16 protein-coding genes are annotated in these 15,660 nt (G+C 53.8%); 2 read left to right on the forward strand and 14 right to left on the reverse strand.

The annotated features are described in order from the left end of the window. Together PA6_RS18765 and PA6_RS18770 are read left to right on the forward strand one after the other, a co-directional pair. On the forward strand, nt 1-1,500 hold the full coding sequence (locus PA6_RS18765) for a TnsD family Tn7-like transposition protein (protein ID WP_021702546.1): 1,500 nt from the start codon (nt 1-3) through the stop codon (nt 1,498-1,500). Beyond that, complete coding sequence (locus PA6_RS18770) at nt 1,497-3,119, forward strand: Tn7-like element transposition protein TnsE (RefSeq protein ID WP_021702547.1); 1,623 nt, start codon at nt 1,497-1,499, stop codon at nt 3,117-3,119. The genes PA6_RS18765 and PA6_RS18770 overlap by 4 nt, the downstream gene beginning before the upstream one ends. A gap of 106 nt (nt 3,120-3,225) precedes the next feature. Here PA6_RS18770 and PA6_RS18775 read toward each other — a convergent pair whose 3' ends face one another. The 14 genes from PA6_RS18775 to PA6_RS23760 form a co-directional block, all read right to left on the reverse strand. Beyond that, a complete protein-coding gene (locus tag PA6_RS18775) occupies nt 3,226-4,170 on the reverse strand; it encodes an NAD-dependent epimerase/dehydratase family protein (protein ID WP_021702548.1) in 945 nt (314 codons plus the stop codon). A 9-nt stretch (nt 4,171-4,179) separates the two neighbouring features. Then, nucleotides 4,180-5,226 carry a WavE lipopolysaccharide synthesis family protein gene (locus tag PA6_RS18780; RefSeq protein WP_021702549.1) on the reverse strand — a complete coding sequence of 349 codons (1,047 nt, stop codon included), beginning with the start codon at nt 5,224-5,226 and terminating at the stop codon, nt 4,180-4,182. Nucleotides 5,227-5,230: 4 nt separating this feature from the next. After that, a complete protein-coding gene (gene cysC, locus PA6_RS22950; protein WP_021702550.1) occupies nt 5,231-5,836 on the reverse strand; it encodes an adenylyl-sulfate kinase in 606 nt (201 codons plus the stop codon). 36 nt (nt 5,837-5,872) lie between these two features. Beyond that, complete coding sequence (locus PA6_RS23485; protein WP_147289548.1) at nt 5,873-7,066, reverse strand: sulfotransferase; 1,194 nt, start codon at nt 7,064-7,066, stop codon at nt 5,873-5,875. Between the two features lie 22 nt (nt 7,067-7,088). Next, nucleotides 7,089-7,703 carry a hypothetical protein gene (locus PA6_RS18785; RefSeq protein ID WP_021702552.1) on the reverse strand — a complete coding sequence of 205 codons (615 nt, stop codon included), beginning with the start codon at nt 7,701-7,703 and terminating at the stop codon, nt 7,089-7,091. Continuing rightward, nucleotides 7,700-9,475, reverse strand: a complete 1,776-nt coding sequence (locus PA6_RS18790) for a hypothetical protein (protein ID WP_021702553.1) — start codon at nt 9,473-9,475, stop codon at nt 7,700-7,702. The genes PA6_RS18785 and PA6_RS18790 overlap by 4 nt, the downstream gene beginning before the upstream one ends. 3 nt (nt 9,476-9,478) lie before the next feature. Continuing rightward, complete coding sequence (locus tag PA6_RS18795; protein ID WP_021702554.1) at nt 9,479-9,805, reverse strand: cupin domain-containing protein; 327 nt, start codon at nt 9,803-9,805, stop codon at nt 9,479-9,481. Continuing rightward, on the reverse strand, nt 9,802-10,539 hold the full coding sequence (locus PA6_RS18800; protein ID WP_021702555.1) for a glycosyltransferase family 2 protein: 738 nt from the start codon (nt 10,537-10,539) through the stop codon (nt 9,802-9,804). The genes PA6_RS18795 and PA6_RS18800 overlap by 4 nt, the downstream gene beginning before the upstream one ends. Then, a complete protein-coding gene (locus tag PA6_RS18805) occupies nt 10,536-11,183 on the reverse strand; it encodes an HAD family hydrolase (RefSeq protein ID WP_021702556.1) in 648 nt (215 codons plus the stop codon). Before PA6_RS18805 ends, PA6_RS18800 begins: the two co-directional genes overlap by 4 nt. Continuing rightward, nucleotides 11,176-11,832 (reverse strand): PI-PLC domain-containing protein, encoded by a 657-nt coding sequence (locus PA6_RS18810; RefSeq protein ID WP_021702557.1) that lies wholly within the window; start codon nt 11,830-11,832, stop codon nt 11,176-11,178. The genes PA6_RS18805 and PA6_RS18810 overlap by 8 nt, the downstream gene beginning before the upstream one ends. Before the next feature lies 1 nt (nt 11,833). Continuing rightward, entirely contained in the window at nt 11,834-12,595 is a 762-nt protein-coding gene (locus tag PA6_RS18815) for a glycosyltransferase family 2 protein (protein ID WP_021702558.1), read from the reverse strand. A gap of 71 nt (nt 12,596-12,666) precedes the next feature. Continuing rightward, a complete protein-coding gene (locus PA6_RS18820) occupies nt 12,667-13,371 on the reverse strand; it encodes an ABC transporter ATP-binding protein (protein ID WP_021702559.1) in 705 nt (234 codons plus the stop codon). Beyond that, nucleotides 13,368-14,144 carry an ABC transporter permease gene (locus PA6_RS18825; protein WP_021702560.1) on the reverse strand — a complete coding sequence of 259 codons (777 nt, stop codon included), beginning with the start codon at nt 14,142-14,144 and terminating at the stop codon, nt 13,368-13,370. The genes PA6_RS18820 and PA6_RS18825 overlap by 4 nt, the downstream gene beginning before the upstream one ends. A 977-nt stretch (nt 14,145-15,121) precedes the next feature. Further along, a partial coding sequence (locus PA6_RS23760) for a hypothetical protein (protein ID WP_021702561.1) occupies nt 15,122-15,660 on the reverse strand: 539 nt, incomplete at its 5' end.

Consider the following 15,660-nt stretch of genomic DNA (forward strand, 5'->3'; position numbering starts at 1 on the left):
ATGTACTTCCCCAGGCTCTACCCGGACGAACTGCTTTACAGCGGTATTGCCCGGTGCCGGGTACATCTGGGGATAGGCAACCACAAGACCTTGCTGCACATGCTGTTCGGTGACAGCAAGGTCGCTGCGATCACCGATCTGCCCACACACCTGACTGCGTTGGCGAACAACACGGGCTTGGATGCGGAAGGCATGATCCTGAATCACACGCTGTTCCCGCTCTATGCCCCTTTCATTCCGCCGGAGCGTCGTACCGAACTTTTTCAGGCCATGCTCGCTTCCGACCGGCCGACGATTGGCCTGTCTGGGGCATCGACGGCCTTGGTCAAATGGCCCGAGTGGCTGCGTTACTGCCCGGTCTGCTTCGAGGACATGGCGGATCGTTTCGGTGAGCCCTACTGGCAGCGTAGCTGGCAGATCCAAGGGATAGATGCCTGCCCAGAGCATGGCTGCCAGCTCTTGGACTCACCCATCCCGTTTCGTCGAGCGCAGCGGCATGAGTTTCATCCAGCCTCCCCACTGTTTTTGCCTCGTGATCTTCGTGCGAGTCCTGCGAGCGAAGAGGCTATCAGGATCGCCACGGCCGCTACGCAACTGCTGGCGCTCGAAGAGGTGCAATCGCCTGGCTACGGGCGCTGGACCAACCTGTATCGGTACCTGGCAACAGAGTGCGGTGCCCGGCGCGGTCGGCAGGTCTGGGCTGAATTCATCTGGGAGAAGATCCTGGCATCCCATCGCAGGGACTGGCTTGCTGCGAACGGTCTGCTGACATCAGGGGAGCCTCCGCCCTGGCTGTTGGCGATGTTCAGGAAACATCGCAAGGGATTCAGTGCGCTGCAGCATCTTATCGTCTGGACCAGCCTGCGCCCCGGCCAGCATGCTGGTGAGCTGATCGGTGAGGTGAATACTCGCCAGGTCGACCTTGCCTCCGACCGGTCAGCGCAGCTGCTCCCCGCTGAGTTTGAGCAAAAGCAGCAATACCGAGCCGTTTGGCTGCAAGCACTGGATAATCACGGTGGAGCCAAGGCAGCCAGGAAAAACGGAGGGGAGGCATGTTACGGCTGGCTCTATCGTCATGACCGACACTGGCTGATGGCTGCGAACCAGGCCAGGCAGCGCCGACAGGGCAACAACAGCCACATCGACTGGGGAGCGCGTGACAGAAGGTTGGTGCGCCTGCTGATCCGGATTGGTAGAGGTAGCGAAGAAGACCTAGGCCTTCCGCGCAGGAGTCGCAACTGGTTCCTGCAGCAACTACCCCATCGGGCATCAGTCGAGCACCATCTCGATCAACTGCCTCTGTGCCGCACCTTCCTGGATCGCTATGCCGAGTCAGTCGGCGAGTATCAGATCCGTCGCCTGACTGCAGCGATGCTGGAGGATGTACAGACAGGCATAACGTCCAGGCGCTGGGAGCTGGAAAGGCGTTGTGGATTGGGAAAAAGCAGGGTGGCACCGCTGACCACTGCGTTCATTCGATTGATAGGAATGATGGATTGAATAGGACAGTATTTCGTCAGATCCCGAACGGATCCAGGTTGCTGGCCGTTGGAAATTTTTTCAGGGCCCCGACTCCGGCAGCTGAGTGGCGCTTGGCGGCTCTCTTTGAGCGTAACGGTCAGTTGCAGTTGCAGCGGTTCGCACAGGAGATGTCGTGTGTCTTGGCCGTTGGTCGCGAGTTTCTTGGCGAAGAAGGGGCTCCTTATCGTCCCAGTGGTTTCAAGAAGACGGTGGTGCTTCCTGCAATAGATACCTGGTGGGAACGGCAGTTGGGTGAGTGCCCACGTCTGGCCAGAAGGCTTGCTGCAAATCCTGAGATATCTGGACAGCGATGCTTTGTGTTCGAGATCGATGGTCTGACCGTTTGGTTACCGAAATTCGAGCTAGCGCGGAAAATGTTCTTCCACGCTGCCTTCATCGTCCGTGCAGGCTTCGCACCGAATGGCTTGGATATGGCATTCACGCTCTACAGAGTGGGCGATGCTGTTCATATCCATACGCCCCCGAAGACAGGTGCGCCAAGTCAGCTTCTCAAAATCAAGGGATATAGAGACCATTTCAGTTGGCTTCTGCTGAATCAGGATGTGAAGCGATCCTTCGAGTCAATCTGGCAAAGCCTCAATCAAAGGCAAGAGCAGGTACCGCAAGAGTCGGCGTATGCCAGGTGGCAGTTCGACTTTCAAGTACCCCCTTCCCTCGAAGGTACCACCATGGATGTGCGAGGCCCCTTTGATCCGGAAAGCAACGAATTGCTGGTCTGGGAGATCGAAAAGCTTCAGGGGCTCCGGTTTAGCCATCGCGGAGAAATTTTTTTCCACCATCCTGCTCTCAAGTTACCCGTCAGGGGAGATAGCACAGGCTGTGTATCCGTGCTGTCGGGAGCCAAGGAGTTGGAGGTGGATGCTGACGAAGAGCCGACTGCTGCCAAGGATCAGAGGTTGATTCACCTGCCCGTTGAGGGCGTCACGTTTGATGCTCAGCTGCGCACCAAGATCGCCTACAACGGGGAGCGTGCCAACGGTCACGGCAAGAAGGTCGACGACGAGCAATGCCCGAGCAGAGAAAGCCAACTCTTCTGCGTGGCTGATCCTGTGAGCGAGGGCAGCATAGCGTCAGGAGAGTTCCAACAATTAGGTGAGGGAGAGGGTAATGGGGACGAGCATGAACGGCTTGCAGATCGCTTCTCGCTGCTCCGAGAGATTCTTGAACAAATCACCCAAGAGTCTGGAGTTGCGTTGGTATCACTGGAGGTGAGACCGCTGCCGCCCGTTCCACGTTGCAGCTACCACATGATCGACCACGAAAAATCACGCTGCTATCTGCTGGCAAGGTTCAAATTGCAAAACGGCGATCAACGCTACCTTCTAGAAATAGATACCTCAGACAACCGGAAGACCATGTCAACGCGGATCATGGGCTTCAAAGCAGGTGTTGAAGCCGAGAAATGCATCGACAAGATCCTGAGGCAGACAGTGAAAGGTTCGTTGCGCTGGCCGCGCACTATGACGGGCTTCTGTGAGCCTTTGCACTCTGTAAATCACCCCAAAGAAGGTTTATCTGGCACCAACCATGCTGGGTTTTATGGCTGGAAGCAGCGTATACGTGATGCCCTAGGCTGAACGCCGAACCGCTTGGAATCACCTTAGTGCGGCCAATATGCTTGCCAAGGATTGAATAATGTTGGGTGCTCGAATCAGCTTGGCATGAGTATGAGAGTGCTGATCCTTACTGGCGCACATCGGGGCTCCCGAAGCATTGAGCTAGGCTTTCATCAAGGCTGAAGGGTGGAGTCCATCCGAGCAATGCGGTCGTGCTGCTCATGTCAACTTGCAGCGAGCCGGTAAGCCGTCTGGCCATGCTTTTTTTACCTACAAGACTAGCGACAGCACGAAGAACCGTTGTGGGGACGGGGATCAGGCGGGCGGGTTTGCCCATCGCTCGTGCGACGCGGCGCAGCAAATCGGGGGTGGAAACATCCTCCCCATCTGAGGCCAGTAGTACCTTGCCTGCTGCACGGGGGTGATCGAGACAGACCAAGATAAGGTCGACGAGGTTGGCGACGCTGATCAGTGATCGCCGGTTATCGACAGCCCCTAGGGGGAGAGGTATACCGCTGGAAACCCAGCCTACCATTCTGGCGAAGTTGCCCGGAGCCTCCCGACCGTAGATTAGTGGTGGGCGAATGATGACTAGCTCCATATCACGAGCTTGGCATAGATTCACCAGCCCACGCTCCGCTTCGATCTTAGAAATGGCGTATGGCTCCTCCGGTGCGGGCACGTCGCATACAGTGAATGGCCGGTCGCTGGTAACACCATGAACGCCGATTGAGCTGATGTAGATGAAGCGTTTCACCTGACTCTGTACGCATTGCCGGGCGAGGTTGAGCGTGAAATCTACATTGACCTTCCGGTACTCGGCGAGCGGATCGGCTGCGGTCTCATTCAAGACGTGGGCTCGTGCTGCGGTATGGACAACAACATCAACGCCGCTGAGAAGGTCCAGGAAGTTCGCAGTAGAGAAGCACTGATTGAGGGTGCTGGAGTCGAGGACGTCAGGGAGTTCCTTTTTCCTTGAAAGCGTTACGACCTGAAGCCCCTGCGTTGCCCGAAGACGGGCCAGTAACGAACGGGCCATAAAGCCTGAAGCACCAGTAACCAATACCTTCACGACTACCCCTCAAACCCTGTCGTTATTGGGGTGCTCAAGCCCCCTGATTTTGCGCATGAAGGCCCTGGCGGTCTTTGCGATGTCTGGAGACACTGCTGTGAGCAGGATCGACGCCAGCGCAATCCACCAAGCCAGGCGGCCATAGTTGAAGACGTACTTGTTCAGCCAAATCTTTCGGTACCGCGCTTTACGGCCATATGGATCAAGTTCTCCAGCAGCCTTCAGCTCACTGGCCGTGTAGACCGTTTTCAGCGAGTAGCCGGTTTTGCGGAAGCGCTCAGGGAAATCCACCTCGCTGGTTTCCCAGTCGAGCACGGTGAAGTTCTCTGCCAGCAGCTTGTCAGACAGCCTCACAAGCTCAGGGGAAATTTCCCCCGGGGTTTCCAGGCTGATGTCGAAACCCTTCTTGGCCATAAAACCGAGCATCAAGCACTGCTCAGGGGTCATCCGCATCGCGCTGTAGCCGACAAAATTCCCGATAGGGTTTTTGTATGGCTCCTTGGCGAACACCTCATGCTGAAGCCTGAGGCGTTGGCCCCAAAACTCAAGCATGTCTTCCCTGGCGCCGAACTGAACAAGGTCTGAGAGGTGAAACAGCAGCGGCACTTTTGCCGGATTGCGGATAAACAGAGTGGTGACTGTTATTGGCTGTCGAAGCAAGCGATCAGGCGCCGGCACCAGTGAGTCATAGGCGCCCATCACGGCGATTTGCGAGCCCGTCAGGATATGATCAGATCGCAGCTTCAAGACGTGCTTGCGTGAGGCTGCGCGTATCCCTGTTAGGGTCGATACGATCTGGCGGTTTGTGTTGTGCCGGTTGCTGTTGAAGTCCAGCAGCACGCCTGGATCGGCGGAAGTCACAACAATATCGGCCTCTATTCCCTCCAGATCCTCATCAACCCAAGTGGAGACGATAATTTCCGCGTGGGGCAGATGTGCCCGAACGGACGATATACAGGCGTCGATTCCCCTGGCTGGGGCCAGTGATCGGTGAAGAGGGCCTTGAATAACTACTGAAATTAACTCAGAAGGAACTTGTGTCCGCCACGACTGCATACGTTCAGGCTCTTAATTGCAAAAGTTGAAGTAACTTCGAAACAACCGTTTCGACAGTCTGGATATTCGTGTCGACCTTCAGTTCGGGCTGAAGAGGCGGCTCATAGGCAGAGTCGATGCCGGTAAAATTGCTTATCAAGCCTTGACGTGCCTTGCTATATAGTCCCTTCGGATCGCGGCGCTCACATACTTGGAGATCAGTAGCAACATAAACCTCCAGGAACCGTGACTCACTGAAAAGCCTTCGCACCAAGGCTCTATCTCTTTCATATGGTGAAATAAATGCACAGGGTACAATGAGGCCAGAGTCAGCCATCAATTTTGCTACTTCACCTGCGCGACGAATGTTCTCTCTGCGGTCAGATTCGGTCATGCCTAGGTCGCTGCATAGCCCGTGGCGCAGGTTGTCACCATCCAGTAAAAACGTTTTCATGCCCATGGAGACAAGCTGAACATCCAGCGCATTAGCGAGAGTTGACTTTCCAGAGCCAGAGAGCCCTGTGAACCAGACGCAGGCACCGTTTTGGCCCATGTTTTTGGATCGCATCTCTATGCTGACTGAGTTATCGTGCCATCTCACGTCCGACAAGGATTGCTGCTGAGTTTTCATAATCTGGCTCCCAATGGCTAAATAGCGTCTTTCTCTTTACGAAACAAAGGAAATACCTCGAACCATCAGGCCAAGATTTCGATTGTCATTGGATAGCCCTATCAGTGATGGATTGCGTGGGTTTTCGATCACAACCCTTACAGTTATCGACGGGGACAACTGCTCAAAGCGCTCTATGTTGAAAATAAAGAGATTAGTGCTGCCATTTGACTTCCCAACCAGGATAGAGGATTTACCTAGAAGTGTATCGTCTAGGTAAATATGGAATCGAGTAGGTTCATCTTGGATTTCAATCAACCAGGAAACATCAAGCATCACTGCAAACGGCCCTGATAGTGGCTCGTCAGGAGTGAAGCAGAGAACGCTTTCGCCCCCGTGAGTCCAAGAACCTTCAGCTTCTGCAGGATAGAAGCCTCTCTGGATGTACTTCCACCCGTTACCGGATGCTTTTAAGGATATCGTTTCACTCTTTTGCAGCGGGAAGCCAACCATTCGGCCCTTTTCCAGAGTTACCGAATACGAGCCAATCCAGTTCTCCAGATCGAAAAGTCGATTGATAGCACAAAACACACGACTACCTGTTGGATGCTCTAGGAAATCAGGCATCGGATGCGTTGCGGGTGCTCGAAGACCGCTTAAATCAAAGTCTGATGTGACACCCAAGAACGAGGCTACCTGCTTTGCCTGTTCGTGGTTCGATTGACCATCAAAAGACTCGTAGAGCAGGCACATAAAATTTGGTGTGCGATAGTTTTCGATGGCGTAGTTAAGCGATGTTAGCCAGTCGCAAAAAGCATGCTCCGGATCATCTACACAAACTGTGTCACCTTTTACAACATAAGAGTTCACAACTGCAATCGGGTGCCGAGTTATATGAATTTGCTTTCGCTCTAGGCCTGAAGGGTATTGATCGGTATCGTACTTGTGTAGGTTCGGACATTTTGTGCCGATGACAGGGGTGTTCTTTTTAAAAACACAGCTGAAAATGGATTTAACAATTGGGAGTAAGTCACGCTCAGCGCAAAGAATTGACTGAAATAGCCCCTCCTCAGCCTCGTGCGCAATGTGCAAACTCTCATTTCGAAATAGTAAATTTATCGGACCGAAAAGGTCGCGTGGCAAATGCTCATGTAGGAGAGAAATATCGCTGCTTTTGTTAAGCTCCGCTCCGAGCGCTGTTGTACCACTTCGAGGGCATCCAGATATATTTAACCAAGTTGTATTCTGCATTTGTGCAAGATCCCAATAAATATCACGCCGACATAAATCGCCGATAAATGAACATCATCAGTCGATTCAGGCGGATCAAAGGCGCCGAAAGCAGCGGGAGGCTGACAAACACACGTTCGATCTTAGTAGATAACAGCAGCATCCCAACCTGCCCAGACTGGGCAACTGCAATTGGGCTGGAGGGGAGACTGTTGAATGACTCGTTAAGCGTTCTGGCAAAAAACGCGAGGTACATACTGGGCACCGAGAAAACAACACTTTTTGTACGCAGTGTCGGCGTCATGTAGTTGTAACGAGCCAGCTTTCGCACAAAATCGAGGCATGTCGCCTGGTCGTTCTGACCGAATTCGAACAGCACCCATTCGGCGGTCAGCGCCCTGAGCTTGGTCGCTATCTGGTTTGCATCAACCATCATCACCCCATCCGCGATGCTCCCCTTGTCGTGAAGAAAATCATCGAGGTGGTATGAGGTGTTCGCCACTGGCGCATCATCCATCAACACCTGGTCAAGGTTATAGCGATCATCCACCACGATCACCGGCGATGCCTTGCCATGCTGCAGCGTGATCCGCGAAAGTTGTTTAACGAGCTGATCAGCCGTTGCCTGGCCACCGTTTGAGACAACGTAGATTTTCACTTGGATTTCTCCACGTACGAACTGAAGGGAGTCGAGTTGTAGATGGCCTTTACAGCTGCAAACAAACTTTCGAAGTAAAAAACCTTGCCGTTGCCGGCGTACGCCCTGACAGCGGAAATGACGATGCCGGGCAGCGAAAGCCAGTTGTGGTGAAAATAATCTCCCAGGCATTGATAGAACCAGCTCTGATAAGGTCGCTGGTAGAGCATGTTGCGAATTTCGCTGCTGCTGGTGATCAGGGTTTGTTTAGCCGCAACAGGATCAACCAAGAACTGAAGTGAGAGCGTGTCTTGCTGAATGTTCGGCAGCTGATCCAAGAGAACCAGCTTCTCGTAATCCGCGATGAACTTGCGCACCGACTCAATGTCGTTCTCGAAGGTAGACTGCTGGACCACCAGGTTGACCAGCTCTACCCAGTCACGGGCGGGCATTTTCTTGGCACCAGTAGGGATGCTAAAGCCCTCGTGGCTCGCGACATACTCATTGGCGAAGGTGCGTAATTTGCTAAGCGCGAGCGCCGTAGAAACCTTGAACAGAGGTTTTTTGTTGAGGATCGAGAAATAATTCGGGCTGGTATGGCCAAGCTTCCCATTTGCCATTTCGACAGGCGAACGCACCCCGAGCAACGCCCTAGAAGTGACAGACTGGGTAATGCCGAATGGATTAACCCGGCTCGGAACGCCAGCTTTGCCAGCGCGGAGACCCTGTTCAATGTCTTCAAACTCAACCCAGAACAAGGCCTCATCCAAGGGGAAGGCGTTCCAGACTTCTTTACGGCACACATAGAGGCTGCCTGTGGGGTAGCTCATGTCTTTGGTGAAACGCATTGGGCTGGCGAAACAGAAGCCCGTGCGCTCGATTTCGGTGAAGATCGAAGGGGCGATGCTCACAGCAGCGCTGGAGGTGCGATGCAAGCCCTGTAGGCCCTGTGCAATTTCGCCCATCGCCAGGCCGTAATCCGAGTAGCGACGAGGGTGCATGGATACTCGGTTATCAAAGAACATGCTTTGCAGGGTCATCAACGGATAGCGCGGGCCAAAGCGGCGCACCATTTCACCGAAGTGCTTAGGCAGGAAAACCCGGTCGTGGAGGATCACCAGGTTGTTGTACTTAGCCTCAATCGCCAGGCGATTTTTTTTCTTGCAGATTTGTACCGGCGGTGCGGTGATGTCCTCACCGACGATTCGGACCTGATCGAAGTAGGCGAAGTTTTTCCCCGGACTCCCGCACAGGATGATTTCCTTGTTGGGGATGTCGATCTCCAGAATGCGCTTGACCACGGCATTGAGCACCGTGGCATCTTCAGGCCCTACCGGAATGCCGAAGGTCCAGCTATCGAGATCGTCATCGCCCTCGGCCGGCAGCTTGGCTACTTTTTCGTAGGTGACCACTGTAGGCGTGCGGGACACAGCAACAAGCCCGGCGCAGAAGTAATCCCTGTCGAGGTAGCAAGCCACTGCGGTGTCTTCGATCACCGTCAGCTTTTGACCAACCGACAAGAAGTGAGCAGCATCCCAGAGCAGCAAGGGCGCAAGCGGGGAGTCGCTCTGGATGCCGAAGAAACAGTATGACCCTTCCCCAAACATGCTGATCGGGCGCACGGCGGCGTGCAGATTTTTGATCACTTCACCGGACTTGGTATTGCTGCTGCCTCGGAAGGTAACTAGGTTCGAGCATTCGTGCGGCAGCTGAAGATCGACCGGGAGCTCAGAGAGCTTGCGGGTCGAGAGATAGCCGAGAGATTTGTGATGCTTGAGGAGGGTCGTTTTCATCGGTTATTCGCCAACAACATACTTATCGTCAAGAGCACCAGGCACCTTCACCACAACAGTTGTGGCATCGGTGATGGCCTCGAAAGCAGTAATGTCCCCTGGTTCGAGGACGATAATGTCGCCCTCACACCAGGTCTGGCCGCGCATGGAAACGCTGCCGGACAAGACCAGCGTTATTTCAGTTGCGATCTTGTGGTAATGGGCAGCTTCGCTGTCGCCAGCCTTGTAGGCTTTGACGCCAACCTCGCAGGCTTCGGTGCTGAAGGCGGTCGGCTTGAAGCCGCCGACAAACCAGCCTTTGACCATATCGCCCAGCTTGGCAGAATTCATACGCGGCTCTCCTGTGTTTCATAGGCGTGGATTTGAGACTGGTTTTTGAGCGGCCGGTACTGGTTTGGCTCAACGCGATAGGAGCCGATTTTCTTGTTAAGAAGGATCAGTTCATTGAGCGCCGGCGCGATGTAGAAGGAGTCGTTGACCTTGGCATCCTTGCGGATCATGTTCTTAACCGCCTCAACGAACATTGCACCGCTCTTGAACCAGTACATGCCGACTACAGCGTGTGGGCTGATCGGATTTTTCTCGGCTGCCTCTACAACATCGCCTGCATCAGTGAGACGAACGAAGGCGTATCGCGGGTGTAGCGACTTGAAAATAACGACTCCAGCGTCCCGGCCCTGAGTGCGGAATTGGTTGACGATAGTCTCAAATGAAACATCCAAGATCTCGTTGGCACCGAGGATTACCAGTTCGCAATCTGTGTCGATAATTGCGCTGGAGAGCAGCGCTGTACAGGCAGCGCCTTTGGTGGCGTCATGAACTGGATGCGCAACCGCTGCAGGGTGCATCTGCGCAACCATGTTGCGCAGGTGATACTTGTTCATGTCTGCATGGGGCAACATGCAGATAATTTTGGAGGGGTTGAGGTTGGCGCATTTGTCCACGAGCGACTGGATGAGCGGAGTACCATCGAACTCGCTCAAATAACGCGGAAATTCGCCCTCAGGACGAGATTCGTCGACCTTGGATCCAGCCAGGATGATGATGTTTCGGGTCGCGTTCACTGGGCGATCTCCTTAGCGGCCTGCTGGGCGTTGATTTCGGCGATCTTGTTGAGAATGTTGTCGAGGTTGACATCAGATGTCTCCGCGACTTCTAGGACGTGGGCACCCGAAGCGCGGGCAGCACGAATGCCGTTCTCGTTGTCTTCGACAATCAGGCATTGGTGGGGCAGCAGGCCGAGATCCTGAATGGCCTTGATGTAGATATCCGGCGAGGGCTTGCCTTTGGCAACATCTTGGTTGGATAGCTTCAGATCCAGGTACTTATCCAGGCACGATTTCTCCATCATGACTTCAACCGTATTGCGGATGGAGTTGGAGGCCACGGCCAGCTTGTAGCCCTGGTTTTTCAGGGAGGACAGCGCGTACTGATGAACGAAAGTGGGCTTGCATTGGGCGTATACGATTTCCATCGTGTAGGACTGCTTCATCTCGTTGATGAAGGGGTGCAGTGCTTTCGGGAGGCCGTGCTCAACGCTCAGCATTTCCAGCTTGTGAGAAGTCGGCAAGCCGTCATAACTGGTCAGATGGTCATGGCGGCTGATGTTGTAGCCAAACAGATTCAGTGCCTTGTTCAGGGCGTCGTAGTGCCAGTCTTTGGCTTCGATTAGGACGCCATCCATATCGAAAATAACAGCTTTAATCATCGTTTAATCCCTTACGAATGGCCGCTTTACGAGCCTTATTGAAAAACGCATGAGCCTGCTCTGGCCTGTCGGTGCAAAGCGTAAGCCCAGGTAGATCATTGAGCAGACGTAGGGAATCCCAAGCGTGGGTAACATCGCGGCCATGCAGCTCAGGTGAAACCACGCAGACCTTTTTCCCTTGGTTCAGGTGCTTTACGATTTCACGATTTGGGTGGTAACCCGACTCAAAATGATCAAGCCAGACACCGGCGCACGGCTCCAACCACGCTGGCGAGGGCTCTACATCACTGTATCGCGTGTAGGTACTGACGCCCTCAGCGAGATAGCTGCGCATGTCCGGCACTGCCATGTCGAAAACAAACCAGTTGGTATGGCCACGCTCGGTGAACTTGGCTGCAATAGCCTTGGCCAGGCCGTCTGCCTTGATGTTGATCGCAAGCGGCAAATTCCGATCCCCCATGATGTCCAGAAGGTCATCCAGGGTCATTTCATCGCCTGCAGGCATGTCATGGGAGATTAGAAGGCGCCCAGCGCAGTCGCGAACATCGGTTTCAGTACCAAACCCCAAGTCGAATGAACGATGGAAAGCGATAGGCTGATTCCGTTCATGCAGTTCAAGCCAGTAGCCTCGATGGCTAATGATTTCCATATCAGCAAACCTTCCCAGCAGTTGCCTGCAGGCTGATAGGTTGAGCGAGGAAGTAATCGAGGTCTGCCGGGATGCCAAGGCCGTACATGCCCTGGCCTTCGGAGCCTACGGTGTAGTGGATGATCCTGGCGCCTTTCTCGATGATCTCGTTATAGGCTGGAGCGACATAGAATTCGCCGTTGACGCGCAGATCCTTCTGGAACATCTGCTCGATGGCCTCGATCAGCTGATGACCGCTGCGGAAGTTGTAAATACCCACGGTTGCCTCGTCGGAAATAACCTCTTTCTCGACTACGCGGTTGATCGTGCCCATTTCATTGAAGCCAACGAAGGACCACTTAGGATCGTCAGCCTTCATGGTCATAATGATGCCGTCAGCAGCTGCGTTATCCATCGCGGCTAGGTAATCGTCGATATCCAGGTCAACATACTGATCGCTGTTGGCGATCATTACCGGGTGCTCGTTGTCTATCAGGGCCTTGGCTGCATGAACGGTGCAGGCTGCGCCATCGGTCACGCCGTTGAGTTCTACGATCTCGCAACCCGGCGCCCAAGTGCTGAGTTTTTCGCGCAAACCATAAGTTGCAACATGCGCGGCCTGGCAGATAAAGATGAATTTGTGGTCACGTTGGGGGGTGAGGTTGTCGATCACAACCTTGATCATCGGCACGCCATGCACAGGGATGAGCGGCTTGGGATCTTTGTAGCCTGCTACTGCGAAACGGCTGCCGGCGCCAGCCATAGGTACGATAATTTGGAGCATAGAGTCACCTCTAGTTGGTCTATGTGTTTGCCTGATGGCGTGTCTGTGTCGCGTTCGTCGATTACTGAGCGCTAGAAGCAGCCCTCATCGATAGCGCGCCCCTTTTCAAGATGCAGGAACCGCTGGCAGAACCGCTGACCCTGCTCTTTTGAATGGGTCACCAGAATCAAAGCCATACCGTCTTCCTGCATATGGCGAATGCGCTGATAGCACTTGTCTTGGAAATCTTGGTCACCTACCGCCAGAACCTCATCAGCCAGCAGTATCTGCGGCTCAACATGTACGGCCACAGAGAAGCCCAGGCGCATGTACATGCCTGACGAGTAGTTTTTGACGGGCGTATCAATGAAGTCTCCAAGCCCGGAGAAATCAGCGATGTCGTTGAAACGAGCGCGGGTTTCTTTGTTTCTCAGCCCATAGAGGCTGGCATTCAAGTAGATATTTTCCTCTCCGGTCAGCTCCGGGTGGAAGCCGACCCCAAGCTCGATCAAAGGTGCCACTCGACCGAAAGACTGAACCGAACCGCTGCTCGGCAGGAGAATTCCGCTGACCAGCTGGAGTAGCGTGCTTTTCCCTGAGCCGTTGTGGCCGATAAGCGAAAGAGATTCGCCCTTGCATAGGGTGAAGGAGACATCGTTTACGGCGCGGAGTGTTTCGATGCGCTCCTGGAAGCGCGGATTAAATAGCCCGGCAAGCTTGTGTTTCATGCCGCCGTGGTTGTGACGGATGGTGAAGTCTTTGACTAGGCTTTCGACCTTGAGGATGACCTTGCTCATAAAAGTTCGACCACCTTGTCTGCACGCTTAAACACCAGTAGCCCGGTGATGATTGAGGCTAACCCTATCCCCCAGCACAGGGCGAGGTCTCGCAAGGATGGCTGCACGCTCTCGTGCAAAATCGCCGTGAAGCTGTTGAAGAATGGTGCAAGCGGGTTGAATGAAACGATCTTAGCGATATCGTGCGGCAGTGCCGAGGTAACCCAAACTATGGGGGTGAGCCAGAACAGAAGAGGTACAAACACCTCGGTGACATGCTTTATGTCGCGCCAAGTGATTTGCAAAACACTGATGGCCAAGGCAAGGCCCATAATCATCAGGACATAGGGCATTAGCACCAGGGGGTACCACTGCAACGCACTACCTGGATAACCGCCGAGGAACTTGTAGAGAGCTGCATAGACCGCAATAGCTACCAGCCAGAACGCGCCGACAGTCAGGGCACCTGACAGTGGTAGCAATATCCTAGGGAAACTAAGCTTGCGAATCAGGCTATTATTGCCGATAAGCCAATCGCTACTTTGCAGGATTATCTGACTGAAGAGCATCCAGTGGACTACCCCAGTCACAAGATGCAAGGCGAATCTGTCCTGATTACTAGGCAGTATGTAGGTGAACACCATGTAGTAGGTGAGGGTGACGACGAGTGGGTTACCCAGTGACCATGCAAAGCCTAGTGCGGCCCCCATATAGCGGATCTTGATTTCCTTCGCGACAAGATTGAACACTAAGTCTCGCCACTTGCATAAATCAATAAATCTTCGGATCAGCATAGTGCTAGAAGCCTTAAGAATGGTCTGAAAAAACTAGGGAGGCGCTTAATTAATCGCCCCCAAATCTCCGATGACTGAATCGCTCATCGAAACCTAAGGTTTCCCTAAGCAGTTCCGTCGTTATAACGCGCAATCAGCGTATTTTGCCCTTCGGCGGTAGCCGCAAGGCCAAATCGTTGCGATGGGGCAACGTTGGGGGCATTTTCAGATTTACTAATCGAGTCATACGCGAACAGCTTGAGTCAGAGCCGCCCCGAGTTTTTTGCTGAAATGACAGACGGTTTAAGTGAGCTGAATCGGTGCGGGACGGATCATCCTTAACTCCAGTTGAGGTGTGCATCACAAATTTCAGGGTTATCATACCAATCTGTGGCATCAATTGAATCGCACTGATTTTCGTGGAGGCCGTTTCGTTTAAGTCAGGCCGCCATTGCCAGCCTCCGATCCTGAAGGAGGCCCTCTTTGTTCGTAGGGTCGCTCAGCGACTCGCGTCGATAGCATCTGGCTCGCCACCGAGCCCTTGGACATGCGTTCCGGCACTGAAACCGCGTTGGCCCGCGTGGTGGGACACACCGAAGGTCGGCGCTACGACGTAACTCAGCCCTGGGACTTGAACGGACATTCACAAGGCAGAGGTCAATCGAGCTTGCCCAGTACCTATGCGTTGCTCCTCCTTTGTTCTGCATGATTGTCCTCATGGTCGACATCTCCGGGGTCGCCAAGGAGATCTCCATGGAGGATATCCACCGATCAGGCATCAACTGAGGCCGGCGGTACTTCGTAATGCATGCAAGATCAGGATGAAACTTTATTTTCACGGTTTACACCCCTTTTGGCTGTATGCCATTTCTTAGGATGAAACTTTAAGCACCTTTGCTAATCATTGCCCCTCGTAAAATGGGCGTTTCGTGAGGTTATTAGGATGAATCTTTATTTTTATCCCACAGCGGGCCAATGGCCCGCTCTTTCTTTGTTGATTAGGGGAGTGGAGGCGCTTCGTATTCCAGCATCTCCAGGTCCGCCTTGCCCTGGTAGGTCACGCGAAATACATGATCCTCGATGCCCGTATCGGCGATGCTCTCCAACAGGCTATAGCCGCCGAACTCGGGTGTGATCTCATACAGCGGCTTATCGTTCGCCTCGAACATCCGATAGAAGCGCACCGAGCTGTCGCCCAGGCTCATCAGCACTTCCCGCTCGCTATCGGCGATTTCCACCGACGGAAATGGCCCGCCCAACGAGCCACCGAGCTTGTAGGCGTAAGTTGCCGAGCAGGCAGTTCCGCAACCGAAAGTCAGTAGGAATACACCTGCTTCATAGCTTGCCGATACCGGGGCTGCTGGGTAGTCGAGTACTTTCTCTTCCTGCGTGCCATCGCTAACAGAGATAGCGCACTGCGTCGCCTTGCTCACGGTTGAGCACTGAGTGTCGACGCGCCATTGGCTGTCGGGAATCTCGATGCTTTCGGTAAATTCCGTCGCTAGGCAAATAGAAGCACTGCAGACCGCTAGGGAAA

It is taken from the genome of Aquipseudomonas alcaligenes NBRC 14159, from assembly GCF_000467105.1.
GTDB lineage: Bacteria > Pseudomonadota > Gammaproteobacteria > Pseudomonadales > Pseudomonadaceae > Aquipseudomonas > Aquipseudomonas alcaligenes.

What these genes read in the sequence shown, in the direction of transcription:
- PA6_RS18765 (WP_021702546.1), top strand. Translation starts at nt 1, where the DNA reads ATGTACTTCCCCAGGCTCTACCCGGACGAACTGCTTTACAGCGGTATT.
- PA6_RS18780 (WP_021702549.1), bottom strand. Translation starts at nt 5,226, where the DNA reads ATGCAGTCGTGGCGGACACAAGTTCCTTCTGAGTTAATTTCAGTAGTT.
- cysC (WP_021702550.1), bottom strand. Translation starts at nt 5,836, where the DNA reads ATGAAAACTCAGCAGCAATCCTTGTCGGACGTGAGATGGCACGATAAC.
- PA6_RS23485 (WP_147289548.1), bottom strand. Translation starts at nt 7,066, where the DNA reads ATGCAGAATACAACTTGGTTAAATATATCTGGATGCCCTCGAAGTGGT.
- PA6_RS18790 (WP_021702553.1), bottom strand. Translation starts at nt 9,475, where the DNA reads ATGAAAACGACCCTCCTCAAGCATCACAAATCTCTCGGCTATCTCTCG.
- PA6_RS18795 (WP_021702554.1), bottom strand. Translation starts at nt 9,805, where the DNA reads ATGAATTCTGCCAAGCTGGGCGATATGGTCAAAGGCTGGTTTGTCGGC.
- PA6_RS18805 (WP_021702556.1), bottom strand. Translation starts at nt 11,183, where the DNA reads ATGATTAAAGCTGTTATTTTCGATATGGATGGCGTCCTAATCGAAGCC.
- PA6_RS18810 (WP_021702557.1), bottom strand. Translation starts at nt 11,832, where the DNA reads ATGGAAATCATTAGCCATCGAGGCTACTGGCTTGAACTGCATGAACGG.
- PA6_RS18815 (WP_021702558.1), bottom strand. Translation starts at nt 12,595, where the DNA reads ATGCTCCAAATTATCGTACCTATGGCTGGCGCCGGCAGCCGTTTCGCA.
- PA6_RS18820 (WP_021702559.1), bottom strand. Translation starts at nt 13,371, where the DNA reads ATGAGCAAGGTCATCCTCAAGGTCGAAAGCCTAGTCAAAGACTTCACC.
- PA6_RS18825 (WP_021702560.1), bottom strand. Translation starts at nt 14,144, where the DNA reads ATGCTGATCCGAAGATTTATTGATTTATGCAAGTGGCGAGACTTAGTG.